General features: G+C 63.5%; 20 protein-coding genes. 5 read left to right on the top strand and 15 right to left on the bottom strand.

Going from position 1 to position 26957, the window contains the following annotated elements; all coding sequences use genetic code 11:
• Window positions 1–18: 18 nt before the first annotated feature.
• The 9 genes from G7020_RS08750 to glnE form a co-directional block, all read right to left on the bottom strand.
• A complete protein-coding gene (locus tag G7020_RS08750) occupies window positions 19–1458 on the bottom strand; it encodes a lipopolysaccharide kinase InaA family protein (RefSeq protein WP_181083794.1) in 1440 nt (479 codons plus the stop codon).
• Entirely contained in the window at window positions 1455–2210 is a 756-nt protein-coding gene (locus G7020_RS08745; RefSeq protein ID WP_181083792.1) for a lipopolysaccharide kinase InaA family protein, read from the bottom strand. Before G7020_RS08745 ends, G7020_RS08750 begins: the two co-directional genes overlap by 4 nt.
• Window positions 2207–2926 (bottom strand): lipopolysaccharide kinase InaA family protein, encoded by a 720-nt coding sequence (locus G7020_RS08740; protein WP_181083790.1) that lies wholly within the window; start codon window positions 2924–2926, stop codon window positions 2207–2209. Before G7020_RS08740 ends, G7020_RS08745 begins: the two co-directional genes overlap by 4 nt.
• Before the next feature lie 14 nt (window positions 2927–2940).
• Entirely contained in the window at window positions 2941–3756 is an 816-nt protein-coding gene (rfaP, locus tag G7020_RS08735) for a lipopolysaccharide core heptose(I) kinase RfaP (protein ID WP_181083788.1), read from the bottom strand.
• 130 nt (window positions 3757–3886) lie between these two features.
• Window positions 3887–5008 carry a glycosyltransferase family 4 protein gene (locus tag G7020_RS08730; RefSeq protein WP_181083786.1) on the bottom strand — a complete coding sequence of 374 codons (1122 nt, stop codon included), beginning with the start codon at window positions 5006–5008 and terminating at the stop codon, window positions 3887–3889.
• Window positions 5008–6009 (bottom strand): lipopolysaccharide heptosyltransferase I, encoded by a 1002-nt coding sequence (waaC, locus tag G7020_RS08725; RefSeq protein WP_181083784.1) that lies wholly within the window; start codon window positions 6007–6009, stop codon window positions 5008–5010. The genes G7020_RS08730 and waaC overlap by 1 nt, the downstream gene beginning before the upstream one ends.
• A complete protein-coding gene (gene waaF / locus G7020_RS08720) occupies window positions 6010–7059 on the bottom strand; it encodes a lipopolysaccharide heptosyltransferase II (RefSeq protein ID WP_181083782.1) in 1050 nt (349 codons plus the stop codon).
• A 75-nt stretch (window positions 7060–7134) separates the two neighbouring features.
• Complete coding sequence (locus tag G7020_RS08715; protein ID WP_181083780.1) at window positions 7135–8058, bottom strand: branched-chain amino acid transaminase; 924 nt, start codon at window positions 8056–8058, stop codon at window positions 7135–7137.
• Window positions 8059–8106: 48 nt separating this feature from the next.
• The gene (gene glnE / locus G7020_RS08710; RefSeq protein WP_181083778.1) at window positions 8107–11052 is read right to left on the bottom strand and encodes a bifunctional [glutamate--ammonia ligase]-adenylyl-L-tyrosine phosphorylase/[glutamate--ammonia-ligase] adenylyltransferase; all 2946 of its coding nucleotides are present in this window, start codon (window positions 11050–11052) and stop codon (window positions 8107–8109) included.
• Window positions 11053–11326: 274 nt separating this feature from the next.
• Here glnE and aceE point away from each other — a divergent pair, with 274 nt between their 5' ends.
• Both aceE and aceF read left to right on the top strand, forming a co-directional pair.
• Window positions 11327–13972 carry a pyruvate dehydrogenase (acetyl-transferring), homodimeric type gene (gene aceE / locus G7020_RS08705; RefSeq protein WP_181083776.1) on the top strand — a complete coding sequence of 882 codons (2646 nt, stop codon included), beginning with the start codon at window positions 11327–11329 and terminating at the stop codon, window positions 13970–13972.
• A 27-nt stretch (window positions 13973–13999) separates the two neighbouring features.
• Complete coding sequence (gene aceF / locus G7020_RS08700; RefSeq protein WP_181083774.1) at window positions 14000–15685, top strand: dihydrolipoyllysine-residue acetyltransferase; 1686 nt, start codon at window positions 14000–14002, stop codon at window positions 15683–15685.
• A gap of 296 nt (window positions 15686–15981) precedes the next feature.
• Here aceF and G7020_RS08695 read toward each other — a convergent pair whose 3' ends face one another.
• On the bottom strand, window positions 15982–16506 hold the full coding sequence (locus tag G7020_RS08695) for a hypothetical protein (RefSeq protein ID WP_181083772.1): 525 nt from the start codon (window positions 16504–16506) through the stop codon (window positions 15982–15984).
• Window positions 16507–16613: 107 nt separating this feature from the next.
• On the opposite strand from G7020_RS08695, the gene G7020_RS08690 reads away from it, so the two are divergent.
• Genes G7020_RS08690 through msrA form a run of 3 tightly spaced genes read left to right on the top strand, consistent with a single transcriptional unit; the run spans window position 16614 to window position 20002 of the window.
• On the top strand, window positions 16614–18407 hold the full coding sequence (locus G7020_RS08690) for a diguanylate cyclase domain-containing protein (RefSeq protein ID WP_423835621.1): 1794 nt from the start codon (window positions 16614–16616) through the stop codon (window positions 18405–18407).
• The gene (locus G7020_RS24330) at window positions 18320–19279 is read left to right on the top strand and encodes a putative bifunctional diguanylate cyclase/phosphodiesterase (protein ID WP_423835628.1); all 960 of its coding nucleotides are present in this window, start codon (window positions 18320–18322) and stop codon (window positions 19277–19279) included. The genes G7020_RS08690 and G7020_RS24330 overlap by 88 nt, the downstream gene beginning before the upstream one ends.
• Before the next feature lie 54 nt (window positions 19280–19333).
• Window positions 19334–20002 carry a peptide-methionine (S)-S-oxide reductase MsrA gene (gene msrA / locus G7020_RS08685; protein ID WP_181083770.1) on the top strand — a complete coding sequence of 223 codons (669 nt, stop codon included), beginning with the start codon at window positions 19334–19336 and terminating at the stop codon, window positions 20000–20002.
• A 432-nt stretch (window positions 20003–20434) separates the two neighbouring features.
• On the opposite strand, the gene G7020_RS08680 is transcribed toward msrA, so the two are convergent.
• From G7020_RS08680 to bioD, 5 genes are all read right to left on the bottom strand, one after another.
• On the bottom strand, window positions 20435–22213 hold the full coding sequence (locus G7020_RS08680; RefSeq protein ID WP_181083768.1) for an acyl-CoA dehydrogenase C-terminal domain-containing protein: 1779 nt from the start codon (window positions 22211–22213) through the stop codon (window positions 20435–20437).
• Window positions 22214–22352: 139 nt separating this feature from the next.
• The gene (locus G7020_RS08675) at window positions 22353–23654 is read right to left on the bottom strand and encodes a diguanylate cyclase (RefSeq protein ID WP_181083766.1); all 1302 of its coding nucleotides are present in this window, start codon (window positions 23652–23654) and stop codon (window positions 22353–22355) included.
• A 214-nt stretch (window positions 23655–23868) separates the two neighbouring features.
• Window positions 23869–25674, bottom strand: a complete 1806-nt coding sequence (locus G7020_RS08670; protein WP_181083764.1) for a phenylacyl-CoA dehydrogenase — start codon at window positions 25672–25674, stop codon at window positions 23869–23871.
• Between the two features lie 241 nt (window positions 25675–25915).
• Window positions 25916–26170, bottom strand: a complete 255-nt coding sequence (locus tag G7020_RS08665) for a hypothetical protein (protein WP_181083762.1) — start codon at window positions 26168–26170, stop codon at window positions 25916–25918.
• Window positions 26171–26275: 105 nt separating this feature from the next.
• Window positions 26276–26956, bottom strand: a complete 681-nt coding sequence (gene bioD, locus G7020_RS08660; RefSeq protein ID WP_181083760.1) for a dethiobiotin synthase — start codon at window positions 26954–26956, stop codon at window positions 26276–26278.
• Window position 26957 lies beyond the last annotated feature (1 nt).

The following is a 26957-nucleotide window of genomic DNA, read 5'->3' as shown; positions in this document are numbered from 1 at the left end:
GGCTTCTCTCTTCCAGCTTCAAGCTTCGGGCTTCAAGCTGTCCTTCGGTAATCGTTCGTCCAACAGCCGATAAAGCGCCGAGTCAGCCGGCCAGTTGCGCAGGAAACGCGCACGATCTTTGGCAAACGCCTGCAGGAACGCCCCGTCGCTGTGGTGATGGCGCAGGCCATCGAGATCGATGAGCAGCCAGCGCCCGTCCTGCCAGAGCAGGTTGGTGCCTTTCATATCGCCGTGGCTGATACGTTCACGCAGCAACGACTCGAACAGCTGCCGCAGCGCCGTCAGCTCGGACTCGGGCGGCGACTCGGCAAGATACGGCTGAAAACGCGCGATTATATCCTGCCCCCCCGCATATTCGGTAATCAGATAGCTGCGTCCGCGCAAGCCCAGCCAGCGATGCTCGAGCACGGCCAAAGGTCTGGGCGTGGCGATACCGAGAAAATCCAGCCGATTGCCTTCCACCCAGCTGTGCCAGGCACGCGTCGGGCGCCAGCAACGCTGCAGCCAGTGCCCCAGCCCCTTGATGTTGTAGCGCTTGATGACCAAGGGCCGGCCATCCACTTCGACCAGAGCGACGGTCGCACTGCCGCCTTTTTTGAGAAAGTGCCCGCCAGCCATGCCATGATCGAGATCGGCGAGCAGCGATTGCAGCCTGGCTTCTTCTTCACGGCGCATCGCCAGCAAACCGCTGGCACCGCGCCGAACGCTGAACAGGGTGCAATCGCGGCCCGTCTTGTCGAGGTAATCACGCAGGCGCCAGCGTCGCACCTTGGTCACTTCCCGGCTCAGGGTCTCCATGGGCAAGGCGTGTTCGCCGTTGACCAGCAGATAATGCACCAGCAGTTCTTCGATGAAGGGCTCCAGCGTGGCCGGCAGCTGACCGAAGAAAAGGCCGAGACTCTCCAGCACCTGCTCGCGCGCCAGCGGCTGGCCGGGCGCCTGGGCCCGCACCCCGCCGCCATCGATCAGGTACAACTGGCCATCATGGCGCAGAAGATTGTCCAGATGCAGATCGCTCTGCCAGAGGCCTCTGGCGTGCAGTCGGGCAATCGCGCCCAGCGCCTCGCCGAGCACTTCCTGCTGGGCATCGGAAAGCGGCGGCTCGCGCTCGACCATCTGCCAGGCCGCGCCAAGGCTTTCGGCGCCTTCGAGGAAGTCGAACAGCAACCAACCGCCCTGCTCCGGCTCGTAGCCCTCGGCCAACAGTTCCGGTGTCGCCATCTGCTGCGCACGGAGCAGCACGGCCCCCTCACGCTCACGCTGGAAATGCCGCTCCGCTCTGGAACCGACCATCAGCTTGGCGAACACAGTACGCCCCTGCCATTCGGCCCGGGCAACGTAGCGCTGCCCCGGAAGCACGCGAAGCCATTCGAGCAGTTGCAGCTGACCGGCGGCCATATCCACGCTGAGCGGCAGCTGTGGAGCGCGCCCTGCGTGCGCCAGTTCGGACAGTTTCATATCCGCGCCTCCTTCTTTTGCCGACGCGCCCGCAGACGATCCAGCCAGGCATCGAGCTGCGAATCATCGCCCTGCAGCCCGAGGTAGCGAGCCAGCAGCATGCGCCTTTCCTCATCGCTCCACGGCGCGGCGCGGCGCATCAGTGCCTCCATATCGCGCAAGCGCCCCGCCCTGTCGAACAGCATTGGCCGGGTCTTCTCCAGATCGATCAGACAGGCTTCGTAGCCGTCCTCGGCGGTGCGCAGAAAGATGTGTTTGGGGTAGAAGCAACCATGCTTCAGGCCCGCGCCATGCATTTGCGCAGCAAGGTGCCCGCAGGCGTTCAGGATATCGCGGCGCTCAGCGACCGCCAGTTGCTGCCAACGCGCGAGCAGCGCCTCCAGGTCGGTCCAGCCATCCAGAGCGTGGGTCAGCAGAATCGCGCGGCGCTCGCCGGCCACCACGCGCTCGCCATGAAAAGCCGCCTGCAAGGCGGGAATCCCCTTGCTCTGGTAGTGGCGGATATTGCGAAACTCACGGGTAAGCGTCGGCTCGCCAAGAGGCCGCGTCAGCGAGCGGATAAAGTAGTTGCTCTGCCGCTTCAGGTAGTAGGCCGTCTCATCCAGCTGCAGGCGGAAAACGCTGCTCCAGCCGCCACGCCCCTCGTTGGGTGCATCGACCGCCACCAGTTGAAGCTCCCACAGCGCCTCGAAACTGTCGAGCCCGTGTCTGCTCAGGGTCGACACATCCTCAGCGGCGATAAAGTCGCTCATTCGCGGCCCTCGAAATAGGCCAATACCTGGCCGATCATCGCCCTGTCCGCAGCGGTCAGATGCTTGCGGCGCTGGTATTGCAGGTAGAAACGCAGGCGCTGGCTGCGTGACAGCTGATATTTGGCCACCTTGTCCAGGCAGGCCAGGTCCTTGACGATGCGTCGGCGCAACAGCGGTCCCCGCCAGAAATCCCCCGACGGGCAGTCGATGAGAAAGAGTTCGTCAGCATCGTTGACCAGCAGGTTGCGCCATTTCAGGTCATTGTGAGCGAATCGGTGGTCATGCAGCGTCCGGGTGGCATGGGCCAGCTTCTCGCTGAGCCGCCTGACCCAGCGCCAGTCGGCCAGCCGTGGATCGGCCTTCTGCGCCATGGCCGCCATGTCGACAGTATTGGGGACTTCCAGGGTAATCAGCGCTCCACGCACGAATGCCCCTGCGCGACGCTGCAGCCCCCAGGCCACGAGCGGCGCAACGGGAATGCCCCAGCATTCGAAATGCTTGAGGTTCTGCCACTCGGCCTTGACTCGCGGTCGGCCCAGATAGCGCCGCAGCCCCTTGCCGGCAGCCCAGTAGCGCTTGACGTAATAGCGCAGGCCTTCGATCTCGACCCGGATGACCTCCGACAGCGGATCGCGTGCAATCGGCTCGCCTTCGAGCGCGAACACGGCATCCAGATCGGCAAACGCCCGTGCGGCTGCGGCATCCAGATCAGTCATGATCTTCCAGCCGCTCACCCTTGTGCTCCCGGTGCGTATTTACGCTCGAAGCGCGCCTGCAGCTTCTCCGCCTTGCCTTCCAGCCAGCGCAACAAGACCGCTTCGTCACGCAGGATCTCGCGCAGCGGCTTTTTGAAATAGCCCTTCAGGAAACGCAGGCGGTCGCGACGGGTCAGGCCGATGTCCAGTGCCGAGAAGTACAGCCCGGCCAGATCCTTGTCGCGCCAGCGGCGTGGCGTCCCGGGGCGAACCTGGGCGCGGTGCAGGTCGATCAGCGACAGGCGGAAATCTTCAGCGGTTACGGCTTTGTCGGTGTGCAACAGAAAATGGCAGATATAGAAATCCCGATGATTGACCCCGGCGCGGTGCATGGTGCCGGCCATGCGTGCGACTTCGGCGATCAGTGCGCGCTTGAGCGCCGGTAACGGCGGCTGTTCACGCCAATTGACCGAAAAATCCTCGAGGCTGACGGTTGGCGCCAGCTCTTCGGTGATGATGAACGAGTGCTGGGTCGCCGGATTGGCCCCGCGCTCGCCGTAGGCGACGGCTGTCATGGTCGGCACGCCGGCCTCTTGCAGGCGCTCGATGGCACGCCATTCCTGGCCTGCGCCGAGCACCGGAGCCTTGGCGGTGAGCAGGTTCTTGACGATCTCACCCCAGCCGATGCCGCGATGGATCTTGACGAAGTAGCCGCGACCGTCAATCTCGGTGCGCAGGGTGCGACGCCCCTCCAGCTCGCGGTAGATCTGGCCTTGCAGACGCTCGACCTCGACGAAGGGGTCCCGGCCTTGCCAGAGGGTTTTGAAGGGTTCGGCGAGGATCAGCTTCATTGTTGACACCCGCTCGCGCCATGAGCGGCTTCGCGGGCATGGTCCGTTCCTACGAGGCGGCACGCAGCCTGCGTCCTGACCCTGTAGGAACGGGTCATGCCCGAGAACCGGGCCGCAACAGCCTGCTCGCTCATGGCCGCTCCCCGAGAATCACATCGGCAGCGCGCTGCGGCATGCTGTAAAGATCGGCGCTGTCGGCATAGCGCAGCGCATTGCGGCCCCAGACGACACGCTGCTGATCATCGGCGAGCATCTGCGCCAGCATGCGGTCCAGCGTGGCTTGCTCGAACGGGCTGGGCACGACACGGCCACAATCGGCATCGCCAATATAGTGGGCATAGCCGCAGACATCACTGACCAGCACCGGCAGGCCGGCAACCAGCGCCTCCAGCAGGACGGTGCCGGTATTTTCGTTGTAGGCGGGATGGATCAGCAGGTCGGCGCCCAGCAGAAAGCGCGGAATATCACTGCGCCCCTTGAGAAACTCCACCATGCTCGAAATGCCCAGTGTCTTGGCCTGCAGCTTGAAGGGCTTGGGATCGTCCTGCCCGATCACCAGCAGCCGTGTGCGCCTCTTCAGCTCACGCGGCAGCGCTGCAAGCGCCTTGAGGCTGCGGTCGACGCCCTTGGTCTTGAAGCCGGAGCCGATCTGCACCAGCACCAGCTCGTCGGCGCCCAGCTCGAACTCCTCGCGAAACTCGGCACGTATTTCCGCTGCATTGGCCGGCGCGCGGCGGTCCTGGGCGATGCCCGGCGGCAGCAGATGAAAACGCTCCGCCGGCGTGCCGTAGTGTTTGACGAACAACGGCTGCTGCACCTCGGAAATCATCAGGATCTCGGTTTTCGAGTCGGGCGCGAACACCGCTCGCTCGTACTCGGCGAAGTGCTTGTAGCGGCCCCAGCGGCGGTAGATCGGATTACGCAGGGTTTGCGCCTTGTCCTCGAAGCAGGGGTCGGCGGCGTAGTAGACATCCAGACCCGGCATCTTGTTGAAACCCACCACGCGGTCCACCGGACGCGCTGCGAGATCACGCTCGACCCAGGCGGTGAAGCGTTCGTTGCGGGTGTGATTGAACAGCGCCTTGACCGGTGCGATCAGCACCTCGAAGCCGTCCGGCACCTCGCCTTCCCAGATCATCGCGTAGACACGGATGCCGTGGCCGCGACGCTGGCATTCCAGCGCGATACGCATGAAATCGCGCTGCAGCCCGCCAAAGGGAAAGTACTTGTAGAGGATAAAGGCCAATTGCATCAGTTCGTCTCCGATGACCGCAACAGGGCCTTGAGTTCACTGGCGACGCGCTCGGGCAGCAGGTCGTCGAAGCAGGGTATGTGGCGGTCGCCTTTGCCGGCGTTCGGGCCTGTCGCGCACAAATGCACTTGCGAGCGACCATAGGTGCCCACGCGCCCAGGCAGGGTCGGGCCGTAAAGCGAGATGCTCGGCACATCCAGCGCGGCGGCCAGATGCCCGAGGCCGGTATCCACCGCCACGCAGGCGCGGGCACCGGCGACCACCTTGGCCACGCCGCCGAGATTCAGCCGGGGCAGCACGGACGCGCCGTCGATACCTTCGGCGATACGTTCGGCGCGGGCCTTCTCCTCGGCGTTGCCCCAGGGCAGGCGAATCGCCCAGCCGAAGGCGCTCATGCGCTCGGCCAGCTCGCGCCAGTAGGTTTCCGGCCAGTGCTTGCTCGGCCAGGTGGTACCGTGCAGGAACAGCAGATAAGGCTGCTCGCCAGGCGCGGCCAACTGAGCGCGATCCAGGCCGTAGTCGCCGATATCCTGCGGCAGCTGGTAGCCCAACGCATGGGCGAACAGCTGGCGCACCCGTTCCAGCGCATGCTGCTCGCGCGGCACGGCATAGCGGCGATCATAGAAGCGCGACGCCAGCGGCTCGCGTGCCGAGTCGCGATCCAGGCCGGCCACCGGCGCCTTGACGTAGCGGGTCAGCCAGGCGCTTTTCAGCAGGCCCTGGGCATCGATAACCAAGTCGTAACGGGTTTCGCGCAGGCGCGCCTTGAAGCGCCGCCACTCACCGGAACGCAGGGTCTGCAGCGGGTGCTTGCGCCAGCGACGGATGGCGACGGGAATCACCTGGGCTACCGCCGGATGCCAGGCGGGAATCTCGGCGAAGCCTTCCTCGACCACCCAGTCGAACTGGATGCCGGGAATCGCCCGTTGCGCATCGGTCAGCGCCGGCAGGGTATGCACGACGTCGCCCAGCGACGAGGTCTTGATCAGCAGAACGCGCACTCAGTGCTCCAGCGGCAGCGGGTCGGCCAGCGGGTCGCCGGCCAGGCGTTGCAGCGCATCCAGCACCGGCTGCGGATGCAGATCGCGCAGGCAATTGTAGTGACCGAAGCGGCAGGTACGGTCGAAGCAGGGGCTGCATTCCAGGCCGAGACGGACGATCTCCACCTGATCGGCCAACGGCGGCGTGAACTGCGGCGACGTCGAGCCATATACCGCCACCAGGGGCCGGTTGAGCGCAGCGGCCACATGCATCAGGCCCGAATCGTTGGACACCACCGCCGTGGCACAGGACATCAGATCGATGGCCTCGGCCAGGCTGGTTTCACCGCACAGGTTGATCGCTTCTTCCTGCAGGCCGGGAATCAGTTCGTCGCGAATCGCCTCGCCAACCGGGTGGTCCTTCTTCGAGCCGAACAGCCAGACCTGCCAGCCGGCGCGAATCTTCGCCTCGGCCACGGCAGCGTAGTGCTCGGAAGGCCAGCGCTTGGCTTCGCCGAATTCGGCACCGGGACACAGCACCAGCACCGGGCGATCCAGTTCCAGGCCGAACCTGGCGAGCGCCGCTGCGCGACTGGCTTCGTCGATCCGCAGGCGCGGCTGCGGGTAAGGCCGGGGCAGCTCGGCATCCGCCTCGAACGCCAGCGCCATGAAGCGCTCGATCATCAGCGGGTAGCGCTGCTTGTCGAGCTTGCGCATGTCGTTGAGCAGGCCGAAGCGCATCTCGCCGCGCCAGCCGGTGCGCTTGGGAATGCCGGCGAAGAACGGCACCAGGGCGGACTTCAGCGAATTGGGCAGCAGGATCGCCTGCTCGTATTGACCACGCAGGCCCTGCGCGACGGTGCGCCGGGTCGCCAGGTCCAGCACGCCGTGGCCGAGCGGGAAACTCAGCGCCTGGCGCACCTCGGGCATGCGTTCGAGAATCGGCCGGCTCCACTCGGGCGCCAGCACGTCGATCTGGCAGTCGGGATGGCGCTGTTTCAGGCAGACGAACAGCGTCTGCGCCATCACCATGTCGCCCACCCAACTGGGACCTACGATCAGAATATTCATAGCAAAAGCCGCTAATAGGCTAAAGGCTTGAGGCTGAACGAAGAGGCACCTCGTCCAGCCTTCAGCCTAGAGCCTTTAGCCTACGAGCGTCCGCCATTCGGCGTGCGCGTCGGTCTTGCCGGTGACCAGGTCGAAGTAGGCTTTCTGCAGCTTCTCGGTAACCGGGCCGCGGCGACCGATGCCGATCTGACGACCGTCGAGCTCGCGAATCGGGGTGACCTCGGCGGCGGTGCCGGTGAAGAAGGCCTCGTCGGCGATATAGACCTCGTCGCGGGTGATGCGCTTCTCGACGATCTCGATGCCGAATTCGCGCGCCAGCGCCAGCACGGTGCCGCGGGTGATGCCGTTCAGGCAGGCGGTGACTTCCGGGGTGTAGATCACGCCGTCCTTGATGATGAAGATGTTCTCGCCGGAGCCTTCGGCCACGTAGCCTTCCGGATCGAGCAGCAGCGCCTCGTCGGCACCGGCGGACACCGCTTCCTGCAGCGCCAGCATCGAGTTGACGTAGCTGCCGCTGGATTTGGCGCGGGTCATGGTGATGTTGACGTGGTGCCGGGTGAAGGAACTGGTGCGGATCTTGATGCCGTTTTCCAGCGCCTCGTCGCCCATGTAGGCGCCCCAATGCCAGGCCGCGATGACCACATGCACCTTCAGGTTGTCGGCACGGATGCCCATGCCTTCCGATCCGTAGAACACCAGCGGACGGACGTAGGCGCTTTCCAGGTTGTTCTCGCGCACTGCGGCACGGGTCGCTTCGTTGATCTGTTCCTTGGTGAAAGGAATCTTCATGCCCATGATGTGGGCGGAGTCGAACAGGCGGTCGGTGTGCGCCTGCAGGCGGAAGATCGCCGTGCCCTGCGGCGTGTTGTAGGCGCGCACACCCTCGAAGACCCCCATGCCGTAGTGCAGGCTGTGGGTCAGCACATGTGTGGTCGCGTTACGCCATTCGACCAGTTCGCCGTCATACCAGATCACGCCATCACGATCGGCCATCGACATTGGTTGCCACCTCGGAATTCGATAAATGCTCTGTTTGTCAGACGAGAATCAGCTGAGCCCAAGCTCACGCCAGATGCGCATGACTGCGCGACGCTCATCATGAAATTGGTCCCCACTCACCACTTCGGGCAGTTTTTGCAGTGATTGCCGGTGAGCTGCGCCACGGTAGGCCTTGTAGGCGTCCTGCAGCAGCCGAACCTCATCGCCGGTCATCAACCCGGCCTGCTCCAACCCGTCGAGAATGCGGATGTTATCGGTATAGCGCAGCAGTTGCGGATGCTGGTGCGACCACGCCAGAGCCGCGTATTGCACCATAAATTCGATATCCACGATACCACCGGCGTCCTGCTTGAGATTGAACTCGCCCTGCGCCTCGAACGCCTTGTCCGCCATGCCGGCGTGCGTCACGCGGGTGCCAAGGTTGTCGCGCATCTTCGCACGCATCTCGCTGACCTCGCTGCGCAACTGCCCCAGGTCACGCGGTCGCCCCAGTACGGCGGCGCGCACCCGCTCGAAATCCTGCGCCAGTTGCGGGCAGCCGACCAGCACCCGCGCACGCACCAGCGCCTGGTGCTCCCAGGTCCAGGCTTCCTCGCTCTGGTAGCGTTCAAAGGCGCTCAGTGAGCCGACCAGCAGCCCGGAAGCCCCGGAAGGCCGCAGGCGCATATCGACTTCGTAGAGCTGGCCGGAGGTGGTCTGGGTCGTCAGCAGATGAATGATGCGCTGGCCCAGGCGGGTAAAGAACTGCGCGCCATCGATGGGTTTGGCGCCGTCGGTTTCCGCATTGGAATCGCCGTCGTGAATGAACACCAGGTCCAGGTCGGACCCATGGCCCAGTTCGATGCCGCCGACCTTGCCGTAGCCCACCACGATAAAGGCCGGGTCGCACAGCTCGCCGTCGGTGCGCCGGGGCCGGCCATGCCGCGTCACCGTGTGATGCCAGGCCAGGGCCAGCACTTCGTTGAGAATCGCCTCGGCGAGCCAGGTCAGGTAATCACTGACTTTCATCAGCGGCAGCGTGCCTGCGAGCTCCGAGGCCGCCACGCGCAGCCGGTGCGCCAGCTTGAAATGACGCAGCGCCTCCATCTGCTGCTCCAGGTCATCCTCGGGAATGCGCGCCAGCCGCTCGCGCAGCTCGGCGGCCAGCTCCGGCGCTTGCGGTGGCCGGAACAGCCGCCCGACATTGAGCAGTTCGTCGAGCAGCAGCGGAAAGCGCGCGATCTGTTCGGCGATCCAGGGGCTGCCCGCGCAAAGCTCCAGCAGCCGCTGCAAGGCACCGGGGTTTTCCGTCAGCAGCACCAGATAGGCCGAACGCCGCGCCACTGCCTCGATCAGCGGCAGCACCCGCTCAAGCACCAGATCCGGATCATCCTGCTCGACCGCCTGCGCCAGGAGCCGTGGAATGAAGGCATCCAGACGTTCGCGCCCCAGCCTCTGCATGGTCCGCACCTGCTTGCCACTGCGCAGCGCGGCGAGCCGCTGGCAGGCGACCTGGCCGTCGCGAAATCCCGCGTCGCTCAACTGGCGACAGGCGAATTCCTCGTCCCAATCCTGCTCCCACAGCGGCAACCACTCCCCCCCGACCAGCGCTTCACCCTCGCCCAGCTCATCCTCGTCGGGGTCGGCGATCACCTGGCGGAAGTGCCAGTCGACCCGGCTGCGCCAATGCAGCAGCCGTTCATGGAACGCGCTCCAGCCGTCGAAACCGAGCATGAAGGCCACGCGGTCGCAGTCGATGCGGTTATCGGGCAGCATCTGGGTCTGGCGGTCGTCGATGGCCTGCAGCGCATGCTCGGTGTAACGCAGGAATTCATAGCCTTCGCGCAACTCCTCGACCGCAGCAGCGGGCATATAGCCCTGCCCCGCCAGGGTCGCCAGCACCTTGAGCAGCGGTCGTTGCTGCAGGCTCAGGTCGCGTCCGCCGTGAATCAGCTGGAACGCCTGGGCGATGAATTCCACCTCGCGAATGCCACCCGCGCCCAATTTGATATTCGCCGCCACGCCCTTGCGCCGCACCTCCTGCTGGATCAGCTGCTTCATGCCGCGTAGCGCATCGATGGCGGAAAAATCCAGGTAACGCCGATAGACGAAAGGCCGCAGGATATCGAGCAGCTCCCGGCCGGCCTCCTGATCGCCGCCGACCACTCGCGCCTTGATCATTGCGTAGCGTTCCCAGTCGCGCCCCTGGTCCTGGTAATACTGCTCCAGCGCGCTGAAGCTCATCACCAGCGCGCCGGATGAGCCATAGGGGCGCAGACGCATGTCCACGCGGAACACGAAACCATCGACGGTGGGTGCATCCAGCGCCTTGATCAGTCGTTGTCCGAGGCGGACGAAAAACTCCTGGTTGTCCAGCGAGCGCCGCGCGCCCGTGGTTTCGCCGCCTTCCGGATAGCCGAAGATCAGGTCGATATCCGATGACAGATTGAGTTCATGAGCGCCCAGCTTGCCCATGCCGAGCACCACCAGATGTTGCGGGCGACCGCTTCTGCGCCCGGTCGGCACGCCAAACTGTTCGCAATGGCGCGCATACAGCCAGCGATAGGCCAGATCGATGCAGGTATCGGCCATGTCGGACAAATCGCCGCAGGTTTCGGCCAGGTCCGCCTGGCGCGTCAGATCACGCCAGATGATCCGCACCTGCTGGCGATTGCGAAAACGCCTGAGCAGGGTCGCCAGAGCGGCTTCGTCCGCGCAATCGGCCAGCAGCGCATTCAGCGCCGTGTGCATCTCGCCCGTGCGCAGGCGGCGTTCAAGCAACCCGGCCTCGGCCAGCTGCAGCAACATTTCGGGATCTCGGCTAACCTGTTCGGTGACAAAATCGCTGGCCGCGCAGACCCGCTCGAAAGCCTCACCTCGCTCGACAGGCCAGGCGAGGAACTCCTCCACGGCCTGCGCCGAGACATCACGCGCCGCATCGAGGAACGACTCCCTGGCACGGGTGACCAATGGCAATAGCGATGTCGGCAGTGCAACCAATGATGGCAGACTCATATAGCATCCTCAGTGCCGATAACGGCTGCGGGCAGCGCAAACACCTAGGCTAGAGCCTTGGCGCTGAAATCAGCCGGACAGGCTGAGTCGCCGCAATTGTAGTTTTACTACGAAAGAATGTTGCAGGGGGCTGAATCAACCGTAGTTTTGTAGTAAAACTACAGGACCGGTTCTACCCCCGGCACAAAATCCAAGAACATATACGCGCCGGCCCACAAAGCCGGCAGCGAAGCAGGCAACCGATTCTGGAAGCCTTTCCGCCCTGGAGCAAGCCATGCAAGATCTCGATCCCGTCGAAACCCAGGAATGGCTGGACGCCCTCGAATCCGTACTCGATAACGAGGGTGAAGAGCGAGCGCACTACCTGTTGACCCGCATGGGTGAACTGGCCACCCGCACCGGCACCCAGCTGCCCTACGCCATCACCACGCCCTACCGCAACACCATTCCCGCCAGCCACGAAGCGCTGATGCCCGGCGACCTGTTCATGGAGCGACGCATCCGCTCCCTGGTCCGCTGGAACGCGCTGGCGATGGTGATGCGCGCGAACCTGAAGGACCCTGACCTGGGCGGCCATATCTCCACCTTCGCCTCCAGCGCGACGCTCTACGACATCGGCTTCAACTATTTCTTCCAGGCCCCGAACGAGGAACACGGTGGCGACCTGATCTACTATCAGGGCCACGCCTCGCCCGGCATCTACGCCCGCGCCTTCCTCGAAGGCCGCCTGACCGAAGATCAGATGAACAACTTCCGCCAGGAAGTCGATGGCAACGGTCTTTCGTCCTATCCGCACCCGCACCTGATGCCCGACTTCTGGCAGTTCCCCACAGTGTCCATGGGGCTGGGTCCGATCCAGGCAATCTACCAGGCACGCTTCATGAAGTACCTGGAAAACCGCGGCTTCATCCCCGCCGGCAAGCAGCGCGTATGGTGCTTCATCGGTGACGGCGAGTGCGACGAGCCGGAAACCCTGGGCGCGATTTCACTGGCCGGGCGCGAAAACCTCGACAACCTGATCTTCGTCATCAACTGCAACCTGCAGCGCCTCGACGGCCCGGTGCGCGGCAACGGCAAGATCATTCAGGAACTGGAAGGCAACTTCCGCGGCGCCGACTGGAACGTGGTCAAGGTCATCTGGGGACGCCTGTGGGACCCGCTGTTCGCCGCCGACGAAGATGGCCGCATGCAGCGCCGCATGGACGAAGCCATCGACGGCGAGTACCAGAACTACAAGGCCAACGATGGCGCCTATGTGCGCAAGCATTTCTTCGGTGCCGATCCGGAACTGCTCAAGCGCGTCGAGAAGCTCTCCGACCAGGAGGTCTGGAACCTCAACCGTGGTGGCCATGACCCGTACAAGGTCTATGCGGCCTACCACCAGGCGGTCAACCACAAGGGCCAGCCCACCGTCATCCTGGCCAAGACCATCAAGGGCTACGGCACCGGTGCCGGCGAGGCGAAGAACATCGCCCACAACACCAAGAAGGTCGATACCGAGAGCCTGAAGAAATTCCGCGATCGCTTCAACATCCCGGTCGATGACTCGCAGCTGGAAGATCTGCCCTTCTACCGCCCCGCCGAAGACAGCGTGGAAATGCGCTACCTGCGCAAGTGCCGCGAGAAGCTCGGCGGTTCGCTGCCGCAGCGCCGGCCCAAGAGTTTCAGCATCCCGACGCCGCCGCTGGAAACCCTCAAGGCCGTACTCGACGGCTCCGGCGAGCGCGAAATTTCCACCACCATGGCCTTTGGCCGGATCCTCTCGCAGCTGATCAAGGACAAGGATCTGGGCAAGCGCATCGTGCCGATCCTCGCCGACGAGGCGCGTACCTTCGGCATGGAAGGCATGTTCCGCCAGCTGGGCATCTACTCCCCGGTGGGGCAGCTGTACGAGCCGGTCGACCGCGACCAGGTGATGTACTACCGCGAAGAGAAGAATGGGCAGATTCTGCAGGAAGGCCTCAACGAAGCCGGCGCCTTCTCCTCGTTCATCGCCGCCGGTACCGCCTACAGCAACTACAACCAGCCGATGCTGCCGGTCTACATCTTCTATTCGATGTTCGGCTTCCAGCGTATCGGCGACCTGGCCTGGGCGGCGGGCGACGCGCAGACGCGCGGCTTCCTGCTGGGCGGCACCTCCGGGCGCACCACGCTCAACGGCGAAGGCCTGCAGCACGAGGACGGCCACAGCCATATCCTCGCCAGCACCATCCCCAACTGCCGCAGCTATGACCCCACTTACGGCTACGAGCTGGCGGTGATCATGCATCACGGCATGCACGAGATGATGGAGCAGCAGAAGAGCGTCTACTACTACATCACCGTGATGAACGAGAACTACCAGCAGCCGGCCATGCCGGAGGGTGTCGAGGATGGCATCGTCAAGGGCATGTACCTGCTCGAAGAAGCCAAGGGCGACTTCAAGCACCGCGTGCAGCTGATGGGCTCGGGCACCATCCTGCTGGAAGTGCGGGCCGCGGTGGACATCCTCGCCAAGATGGGCGTGGGCGCCGATGTCTGGAGCGTCACCAGCTTCAACGAACTGCGTCGCGACGGTCTGGCAGTGGATCACTGGAACCGTCTGCATCCAACGGAAGAACCGCGCAAGAGCTACGTCGAGCAGTGCCTGGCGGGGCGCGAAGGCCCGGTCATCGCGTCGACCGACTACATGAAGCTGTTCGCCGACCAGATTCGCCAGTGGGTTCCGTCGCGTGAATACCAGGTGCTGGGCACCGATGGCTACGGTCGCAGCGACTCGCGGCGCAAGCTGCGGGACTTCTTCGAAGTCGATCGCCGCTGGGTCACGGTCGCCGCGCTGCAGGCGCTGGCCGATCGCGGCGCCATCGAGCGCAAGGTGGTGGCCGAGGCCATCGTCGAGTTCGGTATCGACCCCGAGAAGCGCAATCCCCTGGATTGCTGATGCTGCGTGCGCACAGGAGAACCTATCGTGAGTGAAACCATACGCGTACCCGACATCGGCAGCGGTGAGGGTGAAGTAATCGAATTGTTCGTCAAGATCGGCGACCGTATCGAAGCCGACCAGAGCATCCTGACGCTGGAGTCGGACAAGGCCAGCATGGAAATCCCCGCGCCGAAAGCCGGCGTGGTGAAAAGCCTGAAGGTCAAGATGGGCGACAAGCTGAAGGAAGGCGACGAGCTGCTGGAGCTGGAAAGCGAAGGTGCCGAAGAGGCTGCGCCTGCAGCCGAAGCGGCTGCCGAGCCGGCTGGTGCGGCCAGCGGCGGCGCGGCGGATGAAACCGAAGCATCGACACCGCCTGGCGATGACGATGCCTCGGCACCCGCCGAAGCGCCTGCGGGCGAGAGTGTCGAAGAGGTACGGGTTCCGGACATCGGTTCCAGCGGCACCGCCGAGGTCATCGAGGTGATGGTCAGCGTCGGCGACACGGTGGAAGCGGAACAGTCGCTGATCACCCTGGAGTCCGACAAGGCCAGCATGGAAATCCCGGCACCCAAGGGCGGCGTGGTGGAAAGCCTGGAAATCAAGATTGGCGACCAGGCCAAGACCGGCGACCTGATCCTGCGACTGAGGGTCGCCGGCACGGCGCCGGCAAAGGCCAAACCGCAGGCCGCGGAAACCAAAAAAGCCGATGCACCCGAGGAAGCCGTTCCGCAGCAGTCCATCGCACCGAACAAGCAGGGCGTGCCGGCAGCCGAAGCAGCCAGCAAGGCGCCGCCGGTGGTCAGCGGGCCGAGCAAGGCCGGTAGCAAGGTGCATGCCGGTCCGGCGGTACGCCAGACCGCGCGTGAATTCGGCGTCGATCTGGCCGAGGTCAAGGGTACGGGGCCGAAAGGCCGTATCCTCAAGGAAGACGTCCAGGCCTACGTCAAGTCCACGCTGCAGCAGCGCAAGGACAGCGACCAGGCCACCGGTGGCGCCGGCATTCCGCCGATTCCGACGGTCGATTTCAGCCGCTTCGGCGAAACCGAAGAAGTGCCGATGACCCGCCTGATGCAGGTCGGCGCCGCCAACCTGCACCGCAGCTGGCTCAACGTGCCGCACGTGACCCAGTTCGAGTCAGCCGACATCACCGAGCTGGAAGCCTTCCGCACCGCGCAGAAGGCCGTGGCGGAAAAAGCCGGGGTGAAACTCACCGTGCTGCCGTTGCTGCTCAAGGCTTGCGCACACCTGCTCAAGGAGCTGCCGGACTTCAACAGTTCGCTGGCACCCAGCGGCAAGGCGCTGATCCGCAAGAAGTACGTGCACGTCGGCTTCGCCGTGGATACGCCGGACGGCCTGATGGTGCCGGTCATCCGCGACGTCGATCAGAAGAGCCTGCTGCAGCTGGCGGGCGAGGCGGCGCAACTGGCCGAGAAAGCGCGTAGCAAGAAGCTCTCGGCGGATGAAATGCAGGGCGCCTGCTTCACCATCTCCAGCCTGGGTCACATCGGCGGCACCGGCTTCACGCCGATCGTCAACGCGCCGGAAGTGGCGATCCTGGGTGTCAGCAAGGCGACCATGCAGCCGGTATGGGATGGTCAGGCCTTCGAGCCACGCCTGATGCTGCCGCTGTCGCTGTCCTACGATCACCGCGTGATCAACGGGGCCGCGGCGGCGCGCTTCACCAAGCGTCTCTCCGAGCTGCTGGCGGACATTCGCACGATACTGCTGTGATCGTCTGAGCAGACAAAAACGCCGCATGCCTTCAACCGGATGCGGCGTTTTTATTCGCCTTTAGCTCATCGACGGAAGCGCCGTTGGCGATTCCATCCTACGTCTTCAGGTTTCGTAGCCTGGATTAGCCGAAGGCGTAATCCGGGTTTCCGAAGGCGTAATCCGACGAACAAGACCTCGACTCTTGCAGCGCCTGATAGCCTTACTCGTCGGGTCGGTGAAGCGTGATCCGACCTACGAGGCATTGCACCCACCGTGGGAGCGGCTTCAGCCGCGAAGCTTTTGCGACTCTCCGCTCAACCTTTCTGCAGATTGCGGAACAGGAAGGACAATGCCTTGGCCAGCGCCTCGGCACCCTTGGGATCACGCAGGATGGTCAACCAGGGCTCGCCACCGGGACTGGCGAATGTGCAGACAACCCCCTGCGGCGGACATTGATACTGCACATAGGGATCCATACCGTAAACCGAGAAACTGCGGGTGCGCACTGCGAGGCCGCCGGTTGCGTCACGCCGCTCTTCGCGAATGCGCAGCTCGCCTGGCGCACCCGTATCCAGGCGATAGCGCAGGTCCTGCGGATTGGCCTGGCCGACCTGATAGGCCGCCCGCAGCCCGTAGGTTTCAAGCAGGGCATTGCCATGGGCAAGCAGCGCCATGCGCTCATCGGCAGTCAGATAGAGGGCCTTGAGTTCGGCGAGGTATTTCCCCGGCTCATCGGAGCCCAGGGTATTGGTCTCAGCCGCCTGCACGGGGATGCCGACGACCAGGAAAACCGAGAGAACCAGTAACTTCGAAAGCCGACTTGTCAGGCCTTGCCGCATGATGCACCCTTGCCGTCGTTGAATGAATTCAGCCACGCAAGCGCCTCAGGGCACACACGCCGCAGCTGGTGAAAGACTCCCGCAGCATACTGGAAGCAAACCGCTCGATGAAAATACATACCGATGCCGCCAGCCGTTTGGCGACCGAGGTTGTGACGCAGTTGCCAGTGCCCTCAAGGCTCGGGATGCTGCGCTTCGAACGTTTGAACGAATCCAGCTGGGCCTTGCTGTATCTGGACCCCGCCTGCGAGCGCTACCTGGATCAGCCCGCGGAGGAGCTCTGCTCACTGATCGACTCGCCCTATGCCTGCCTGATGGAACCCCCTGCGCGCCTTCGCCTGCATGACATCATACAAACGCAGCTGGCCAGCCAGGGTCACTACTCCATCCGCTATCGCCTGCACGCAGCCAGCGGTCCGCTGAACATGCTGGAGATCGGTGAGGTCTGCCAGCAGTATGGACGCGAACTGATCCGTGGCTACCTGATCATCGAGCAACAGACCGCCGCGGACATGGCACCGCAGCAAGCTCTGCCCTCAGCCATGCTCGATTTCCATCAGCAGGCCCAGGACAATCATCTGGAACACCTGATCCGCTCCCGCGCGCAACAGAGCCTGATCGTTCGCCTTGCCCGGCATCGCTACACTTCGTCCAACCCGCAACTCGAAGCAGCGCAACTGATCACCCAGGCCGCCTGCGAGGCCTACGGAATCTCCCGCGCCGCCATCTGGCATCTGAACGGCAATCGGCTGGAAGCCATCGTCGCCTACCGACGCGACAACGACAGCCACGAATACCCGACGGCGCTGGATATGACGCGCTACCCGCGTTACCTGCAAGCACTGCACAGCGAACGCGCGCTCGACGTGAGCAACGTCCGCGATGATCCACGCACCCAGGAGCTGGTCGAGGGCTTTTTCAAACCCCGTGCAATCACATCCATCCTGGACGCGACCATCCGGCTCGGCGGCGAAGTGAGCGGCGTACTTTGCCTGGAGAATGCTGGCAATCAACGCACCTGGCATCCCGATGAAATCGCCTTTGCCGGCGAACTCGCCGACCAGTATGCGCAGGTACTGGCCAACCAGCAGCGACTCAGCGCCACCCATACGCTGCACCTGTTCCAGCGTGCGGTCGAGCAGAGTGCCAGCGCCTTCATTCTGGTCGACCGCGAAGGCATCGTCGATTACGTCAATCCGAGCTTCACCTCCATCACCCAGTATTCCGCGGACGAGGTCCGGGGGCGCCCCCTCGCCGAACTGACGGCACTGGAGAACCTCAGCGAGATGCTGTTCGACACTTCGTCCAGCCTGGCGCAACACAACAGCTGGCAAGGCGAGTTCCACAGCCGCCGCAAGAATCTGGAGCCCTACTGGGGGCAGCTGTCGATCTCCAAGGTGTTCGCCGAAAGCGGCGAACTGACGCACTACATCGGCATCTACGAAGACATCACCCATAGCAAGCTGGCGCAGCAACATATCGAGCGGCTGGCTTACACCGACAACCTGACCAGCCTGGCCAACCGCCCCTTTTTCATCCGCAGCCTCGAAGAACGCTTCGCCAGCGGCAAGGAACCCCGGCTGTGCCTGATGCTGGTCGATATCGACAATTTCAAGCGTATCAACGACAGCCTGGGCCACCAGACCGGCGACAAGCTGCTCAGCAGCCTGGCGCGACGCCTGCGCAACGGCCTCAGCCGTGACGGCGTGCTGGCGCGCTTCGCCAGCAATGAATTCGCCCTGCTGTTCGACGATATGGGACTGGAAGAAGGCCAGCGCCTGGCCAATCAGGTCCTGAGCACCCCGACAAACCCCTGTTCGTCGACAAGCAGCTCATCAGCGTCAGCGGCTCGCTGGGCCTGGCCTGCACCCCGCTGCACGGGCGCGACCCGGAAACGCTGATGAAACATGCCGGGCAAGCCCTGCACAAGGCCAAGGCGAACGGCAAGAATCAGGTGCAGGTGTTCACCGAAGCCCTGCACGCCGAGGCCAACTACAAGCTGTTTCTGGAGAACAACCTGCGCCGCGCCCTGAGCCAGGATGAGCTCGAAGTCTTCTACCAGCCCAAGCTGTGCCTGCGCACGGGGCGGCTGCAAGGCCTGGAGGCCCTGTTGCGCTGGCAGCATCCTGAAAAGGGCATGATCCGGCCCGATCAGTTCATTGGCGTGGCGGAGGAAACCGGGCTCATCATCCCCATCGGCAAGTGGGTCGCACGGGAGGCCTGTCGCACCGGTGTGCAACTGGCCACCCTGGGCCTCGGCGCACCACAGATCGCCATCAACCTGTCACCCAAGCAGTTTTCCGACCCCGACCTGGTCGACTCCATCGCCACCATTCTTCGCGAAGAACAGCTGCCACCCGATCTGCTGGAACTAGAGCTGACCGAAAGCCTGCTGCTCGATGCCACTGAGGAGACCCGCCAGCAACTGCTCGGCCTCAAGGCGCTCGGCGTAACGCTGGCGATGGATGATTTCGGCACCGGCTATTCGTCCCTGAGTTACCTGAAGAAATTCCCCATCGACGTGATCAAGATCGACCGGAGCTTCATCAAGGATATTCCAGGCAATCAGGACGACATGGAAATCACGTCCGCCGTCATCGCCATGGCGCGCAACCTGCGTCTGAGCGTCGTCGCCGAGGGTATCGAGACGACCGCACAACTGGCCTTCCTGCGCCATCATCGCTGCGATATCGGCCAGGGCTACCTGTTCGACAAACCGATCCCCGGCACCCAGCTCGTCGAAGCCCTGAGACGCTATCCGCGCTGGGCCTGATATCGGCACGGCAGCCTGCTAGGCTGTGCACAAAACCCCTGCCCGGAGTACGCCATGACCCTGCGCTCACAGATTCTCGTTCACAAGCAGTCTCTGCCGGAGACGGAACAGGCCCTGCCAGGCCGCGCCACTGCGGTACAGGTGCCGGCGGCCCATTTCGTCAATGGCAACTCACTGCAGCCGCCCTTTCCCGCACATTTGCAGCAGGCATTGTTCGCCATGGGCTGTTTCTGGGGTGCGGAACGACGCTTCTGGCAACAACCGGGCGTCTGGACTACTGCCGTAGGCTACGCCGGCGGCATCACGCCCAACCCCAGCTACGAAGAAGTCTGCTCCGGCCTGACCGGTCATACGGAAGCCGTGCTGGTGGTATTCGACCCGCAGACGATCACTTACGACGAACTGCTCAAGCTGTTCTGGGAAGCCCACAACCCCACCCAGGGCATGCGCCAGGGCAACGATATCGGCACCCAGTACCGCTCCGCCATCTACTGTTTCGATAGCGCACAACTGGCCCAGGCGCAAAGCAGCCAGGAGCGCTTCCAGAGCCAGTTGAACGAGCACGGCTTCGGCCCGATCACCACCGAGATTGCCGAGGCGCCAGCCTTCTATTACGCCGAGGCGTATCACCAGCAATATCTGGCAAAGAACCCCGGCGGCTATTGCGGGCTTGGTGGTACGGGAGTCTGCATGCCAGCCTCGTCTGAAGCAGCCGAGCCATAAACGAGGCTGCGCCTGAACGAGCGGGATGGAATCGCAGCAGGCGCTTGCGTCGCAGACACCGCAGATGACAGCAACACCGCCGCCATCGTTGGATCAGGCCTATGGCGGAGGCAGAAAAAGAAAACCCCGCCGAAGCAGGGTCTTTGCAGACTGAATCTGACATCCGTGAATTGCGCCTTCCTGGCGCGCTCCCCGAGCATCCTTATTGTTGTCTGCGCTTCCGTGCGCGGCGTCCTTGTGGCAGAAGACTACCGATGGCCTGCATAAAGCTGTAGTAGTCATCCGCACCGCAACTTGTAAGCTATTGCTTACAGAGAGACCTTCCGGTAACCCTGTAAGCAATTGACTACAAACGGCACCTTTTTATGACTTGATACAGCGATGCGTTGTTCCCGAAGATGGCCAATTAATTTCATTGTGCCTTGACGCTTTCTAGAACTGCGTCACATCGAGCAGGTACAACGAATCGCTACCGGCCCTGACCGAGGCACTGAGAGACCCGATACGCGGCAGCAACCGGGCAAAGTAGAAACGTGCCGTGCCCAGCTTGCTCGCGTAGAAATCGTCCTGCTCTTCCTTGCTCAGAGCAGTGGCGGCCATGCGCGCCCACATGTAGGCGTACGCCGTGTAGCCGAAGGCATGCAGGTATTCGACCGAAGCCGCGCCAATCTCGTTGGGATCGTTCTTCGCGCGCTCCAGGACAAAGCCGGTCAGTTCGTCGAGCGTATCCAGGGCAGCTTTCAATGGCGTGACGAACTCGGCCAGCTGCGCATCAGCCGAGGCACAGTAGCTGCGAATCTCGTCAGCGAAGACCCGATACAGCTCGCCGCCACTGCCAACCACCTTGCGCCCCAGCAGGTCCAGCGCCTGGATGCCATTGGTGCCTTCGTAGATCTGGGTGATGCGGCAGTCACGTACCAGTTGCTCCTGACCCCACTCGCGAATGAAACCGTGACCACCGAAGACCTGCTGGCCATGAATCGTGGTTTCCAGCCCCATATCGGTAAGGAAGGCCTTGGCCACCGGCGTCAGCAGCGCCACCAGGGATTCAGCCCTCTGACGCGCCTGGGCATCCTCGCTGAACTTGGCGATATCCAGCTGCAACGCGACGTAGCTGGAGAACGCGCGACCGCCTTCGTTGAGCGCCTTCATGGTCAGCAGCATGCGACGCACGTCGGGATGCACGATGATCGGATCGGCAGCCTTGTCCGGCGCCACTGCGCCGGTCGGGGCACGGCTCTGGATGCGCTCGCGGGCGTATTCGATGGCGCTCTGGTAGGAGCGCTCGCCGGTCGCCAGGCCTTGGATGCCGACGCCCAGGCGCTCGTAGTTCATCATGGTGAACATCGCCGCCAAACCCTTGTTGGGCTCACCGACCATCCAGCCGGTGGCGCCGTCGAAGTTCATCACGCAGGTGGCCGAGGCCTGGATGCCCATCTTGTGCTCGATGGAGCCGCAGGAAAGCGAGTTGCGCTCGCCCAGCGAGCCGTCGTCATTGACCATCACCTTGGGCACCAGGAACAGCGAGATGCCGCGCGAGCCGGCCGGCGCATCGGGCAGCTTGGCCAGCACCAGATGAATGATGTTCTCGGTCAGATCGTGTTCGCCGCCGGTGATGAAGATCTTGGTGCCGCTGATCTTGTAGGCGCCATCGCCCTGGGGTTCGGCCTTGGTGCGGATGATGCCCAGGTCGGTGCCGGCATGGGGTTCGGTCAGGCACATCGATCCGGCCCAGGCGCCGCTGTACATGTTCGGCAGGTACTGCTGCTTGAGCGCTTCGCTGGCATGGGCGTAGATGGACAGGCAGGCACCGGAGGTCAGCATCGGATAGAGACCGAAGGCCAGGCTGGCCGAATTCATCATCTCTTCGACCTGAGCAGAGATCGCCTTGGGCATGCCCATGCCGCCGTAAGCTGGATCGCCACCGACGCCCACCCAGCCGCCTTCGGCGTACAGGCGATAGGCTTCACGATAACCGGCAGGCGTACTGACCGCACCCTCGTCCCATTGGCAGCCTTCTTCATCGCCGCTGCGGTTGAGCGGTGCGATGGTGTTGCCGGTGATCTTGCCGGCTTCTTCGAGAATGGCGTCGGCGGTTTGTGCATCGACCACTTCGGCCAGCGCCGGCAGGCTTTGCCAGAGTGCCGGCGCATCGAATACTTCATTCAGGACGAAACGCATGTCGCGCAGCGGTGCTTTGTAGTCAGCCATGGAGAGACCTCGCAGAAAACATGTCACCCGGCCGGTTGGCCGCAGGTTGTTGCGAGTCTAACGGACGCCAACAGACGCCCGAAGCGTCTTTTTATGACCATTCAGTTCTGCCATGTCAGCGAATACAGACCGGGAGACGCTAGGCATCGGCTGCTGGTTGCAGCCGCGTGCGTACCGCACCGCGGCGGTTCTGGCCGTAGGCTCGCACGCAGTTGCGCCCGGCACTCTTGGCGCTGTAGAGCGCCTGGTCCGCAGCCTTGATCACATCCTCCGGGCTGCGTTGTATCGGCAGGCGCTCGGCCACACCGATGCTGATGGTTACCGAAACCTGATCACGGCTGCCGCTGCCACGCCGACGCTTGCCCTGCTGCGCATCCTTGGGTCGGCTGGCCTTGTCGCGCAGCTGCATGACGTATCCTTCCACCGCCTGACGCACGGCTTCGAGGTGCGGCAGACAGTCCTGCAGATCGCGGCCAGGGAACACCAGGGTGAACTCCTCGCCGCCATACCGGTAAGCACGACCACCACCACCGATCTTGCGCAGCCGGCTCGCCACCAGCCGCAACACCTGATCGCCGACATCGTGGCCATGGGTATCGTTGAAGGCCTTGAAGTGATCCACATCGGCCATGGCGATGACGTATTGCCGCCCGAGTCGCTGCAGCCGTTCGTTCAGGGCCCGCCGGCCCGGCAGGCCGGTGAGCTCGTCGCGGAACGCCATCTGGTAGGCTTCCTGGGCAGTCGATACCACCAGGATCAGCATCGCCTGGCTGCTCAGCACGTTCAGCGCACCGGGCTGACTGAAGACCTGCGGCAGCATCAGCAGCAAGCCGATCAGCGCAATGAACTGTGCCGCATGCACCGGTCTCGGCTGCCGGACGTACTGTACCACCAGCACCACGAAGGCCAGCAGAAATAGCGGATAGGCCAGCTGGATCAGGTTGAGCCAGTCGGCATGCAGAAACGGCCAGCGTACTTCGGTCAACCAGGCCAGCAGCCCTTCGGGAAACCGCCGCGCCAGCGCCAGCGCGACCACACACACCACGAGCAGTACGGCCAGCCGCGCGCTCCCCTCCTGCAGCAGCTGGCTCCGTTCCTGCCATGCGCCATACAGACCATAGAACACCGGTAACAGTACGCAGCACAGATGAAAAGTCAGCGCAGCCTCCGGCAGCACGGCGCCTGTTGCCCGGTAGTGATCTGCCTGGGTATCGAGCAGAAAATAGACCAGATACACGACCAGCAGCAGAAAGGCCTCACGCATCCGCCCATAGGCGATGCAGAACGCCGCGCCCAGCAGCAGGAGCACGGTCGGCAATACGTTGAACAGCGAAGTGAAGAATTCATTGAGGCTCGGTTGCCGTGCAGCCACCAGCCCACCCACCAGCAAAGCCAGCGGCGAGTAGAAATGACTGAAGCGCACAGCGGACAGACGAGGCACGAAGATCCCGAAGGTTGAGCATAAGGGTCAGGCATTTTGCCAGCGCGCGACCACTCATTCATCCCACCGCAAGAAAAACTGCGATTCCAGAGGCTATTTCCGCCGAAATCACTCACAACCCTGTCTCCAGAAAAGACAAAACCCCGCTCCGGGGAGCGAGGTTCTGTCATCAACCCCGGCCCGCTGCCGAAGCAGCGGCCTTGGTCACGGCAGCTTAATAGCCCAGCTCGAAATGAGCTTCGTCCATGTCCATCAGGTTGTCGGCACCGGAGAGCATGGTTTCAACATGCGCGCGGGTGCGTGGCAGGATGCGCTGGAAGTAGAAGCGCGCCGTCTGCACCTTGGCAGTGTAGAAGCCGTCGGTGTCTTCGCCGGCTGCGATCTTCTCGGAGGCCAGACGCGCCATGTCCGCCCAGAAATAGGCCAGGCAGGCATAACCGCAGTACATCAGGTAGTCCACCGAAGCGGCACCGACTTCCTCGCGGTTCTTCATGGCTGCCATGCCGACCTTCATGGTCAGATCGCCCCACTCCTTGTTCAGCCTGGCCAGCGGCTCGATGAACTGCTTGATCGACTCGTTGCCTTCGTTGGCCTGACAGAACTTGTGCACCACCTTGGTGAAGCCCTTGAGCGCTTCGCCCTGGGTCATCAGCACCTTGCGGCCCAGCAAGTCGAGCGCCTGGATGCCAGTCGTACCTTCGTACAGGCAGGAGATACGGCTGTCGCGCACGTTCTGCTCCATGCCCCACTCGGCGATGAAGCCGTGGCCACCGTAGACCTGCACGCCGTGGTTGGCGGCCTCGAAGCCCACTTCGGTCATGAACGCCTTGGCGATCGGGGTAAGGAAGGCCAGCATGGCGTCGGCGGCCTTGCGCTGCTCCTCGTCCTGGCTGCGCTGAGTGATGTCGACCTGCTTGGCGGCGAAGTAGAGCATCGCGCGGTTGCCTTCGGCGAAGGCCTTCATGGTCAGCAGCATGCGGCGCACATCCGGGTGCACGATGATCGGGTCAGCGGCTTTCTCAGGCGCTTTCGGGCCGGTCAGCGAGCGCATCTGCAGACGCTCGCGAGCGTACCTGATGCCACCCTGGAAACCGATCTCGGCATGGGCCAGGCCCTGCAGGGCGGTTCCCAGACGCGCGGTGTTCATGAAGGTGAACATGCAGTTCAGGCCTTTGTTCGGCGGGCCGATCAGAAAACCCGTGGCGCTGTCGAAGTTCATCACGCAGGTGGAGTTGCCGTGAATGCCCATCTTATGTTCCAGCGAACCGCAGGAAACACCGTTGCGCTCGCCAACGCCGCCGTCTGCGCCCGGCATGAACTTCGGCACGATGAACAGCGAAATGCCCTTGGTGCCTTCCGGCGCATCGGGCAGGCGGGCCAGGACGATATGGACGATGTTCTCGGCCATGTCGTGCTCGCCCGCGGAAATGAATATCTTGGTGCCGCTGACCTTGTAGCTGCCGTCCGCCTGAGGTTCGGCCTTGGTACGCAGCATGCCCAGGTCGGTGCCGCAATGCGGCTCGGTCAGGCACATGGTGCCGGTCCACTCGCCGGTTACCAGCTTGGTCAGGTAGGTCTGCTGCTGCTCGGGTGTGCCGTGGGCGTGCAGGGTGTTCATGGCACCGTGGGACAGGCCGGGGTACATGCCCCAGGACCAGTTCGCTTCACCGATCATCTCGCTGATGGCCATGCCGAGGGATTCCGGCAGGCCCTGGCCGCCGTGCTCGACATCGTGGGCCAGGCTTGGCCAGCCACCTTCGACGAACTGCTGGTAGGCTTCCTTGAAGCCGGTCGGCGTCTTCACACCGGACTCGCTCCAGGTGCAGCCTTCCATGTCGCCGACACGATTGAGCGGCGCCAGCACCTGCTCACAGAACTTGGCGCCTTCATCGAGGATGGCGTTGACCATGTCCGGGGTGGCGTCCTCACAACCCGGCAGGCTCTGGTAATGCGCCTCGTAACCGAGCAGCTCGTCACGTACGAAGCGGATATCGCGCAAGGGGGCCTTGTAGTCGGGCATAGCGTAAACCTCAGCGGTGGGTTCTTTTTGAACAAGTGACGATTGAATGCTCAATCGTTGATTTGAATAGTGACCGGCGACAGCACACACCAGATCAAACAGGCGTTTGAAACATACGTTTCGGCCTGAACGATGTCAAGCCGTGATCGGAACACCGTAATCGGCATCCTTTTGGTTTTGCAAAGAAAGAGCAAGGGTGCCGCGGACGGGCGCTTGCCAGCTGGCCTGGAAGGCCGGCGATTCAGGCGGTGGTATTGATCAGGGTTCCGAGTACCTCGTCGGCACTCTGGATCATCCGCACACCAGCGTTGGCCGCGTGCTCGCCGACTTTCATCTGAACGAGTTGCTCGGTCAGCTCGGCCACTTCATTCAAGGCCTGGGACGTGTCGGCGACAGGCAGGCTGGCACCGGCAATCGTCGCACCGGCCTGGTCGATACGCTGCTGCCCGGCCTGAAAAGCACCGAGACCGGACGAGATAAGGCTGTTGATTTCCATGAGGCTGCTCCCGCAATCAGCTGGCCATCATTGAAGCAGAGACAGCGCTCTGCCGCCAGTGACACCTGGTTATAACGAGCGGGTGGTTATGCCGCACCAGGCCGATCAGCGCAGCAGCCGCAGATCGAGCGAGCGCGCGACCTCAGCCGCATTGGCTACCGGCAAACGCGGCACCCGCCCCAGGCAAGGCGCCTGGAGCCGTTCGGCCAGGGTCGCGAGGTTCTCTTCCAGCCGTGACGTCTGCGGATCGACGATATTGGCGACCCAGCCCGCCAGGCGCAGGCCGTCGCGTTCGATGGCCTCCATGCTGAGCAGCGCATGGTTGATGCAGCCCAGGCGCACGCCTACCACCAGGATCACCGGCAGCCCCAGCAGCAGCGCCAGGTCGGAGAGGTTTTCGCGGCCCGCCAGGGGTACGCGCCAGCCGCCGGCGCCTTCGACCAGGGAGAAGTCCGCCTGCAGCGCCAGCATCCGCCGGACCGGTTCGGCCAGCCGCGCGGCGCTCAGTTCGATGCCGGCTTCGCGCGCGGCCAGGTGCGGCGCGATGGCCGGTTCGAAAGCGAAGGGGTTGACCGCCTCGTAGCGCATCGGCAGCGTGCATTCGGCCAGCAATGCCAGCGCGTCGCCGTTGCGCAGCCCCTGGGGTGTCATCTCGCAGCCGGATGCCAGCGGCTTCGCCGCAGCCGTGCTGAACCCTGCCTGCCGCGCCGCATGCAGCAGGCCAGCGGCGATGGTGGTCTTGCCGACGTCTGTATCGGTGCCGGTGACGAAGAAGGCCGCAGCCATG

Source organism: Stutzerimonas stutzeri (assembly GCF_013522825.1).
GTDB classification, from domain to species: Bacteria; Pseudomonadota; Gammaproteobacteria; order Pseudomonadales; family Pseudomonadaceae; genus Stutzerimonas; species Stutzerimonas stutzeri_AK.
Note: the sequence above shows the minus strand (reverse complement) of the source record. Positions and strands in the feature narration are given on the sequence as shown.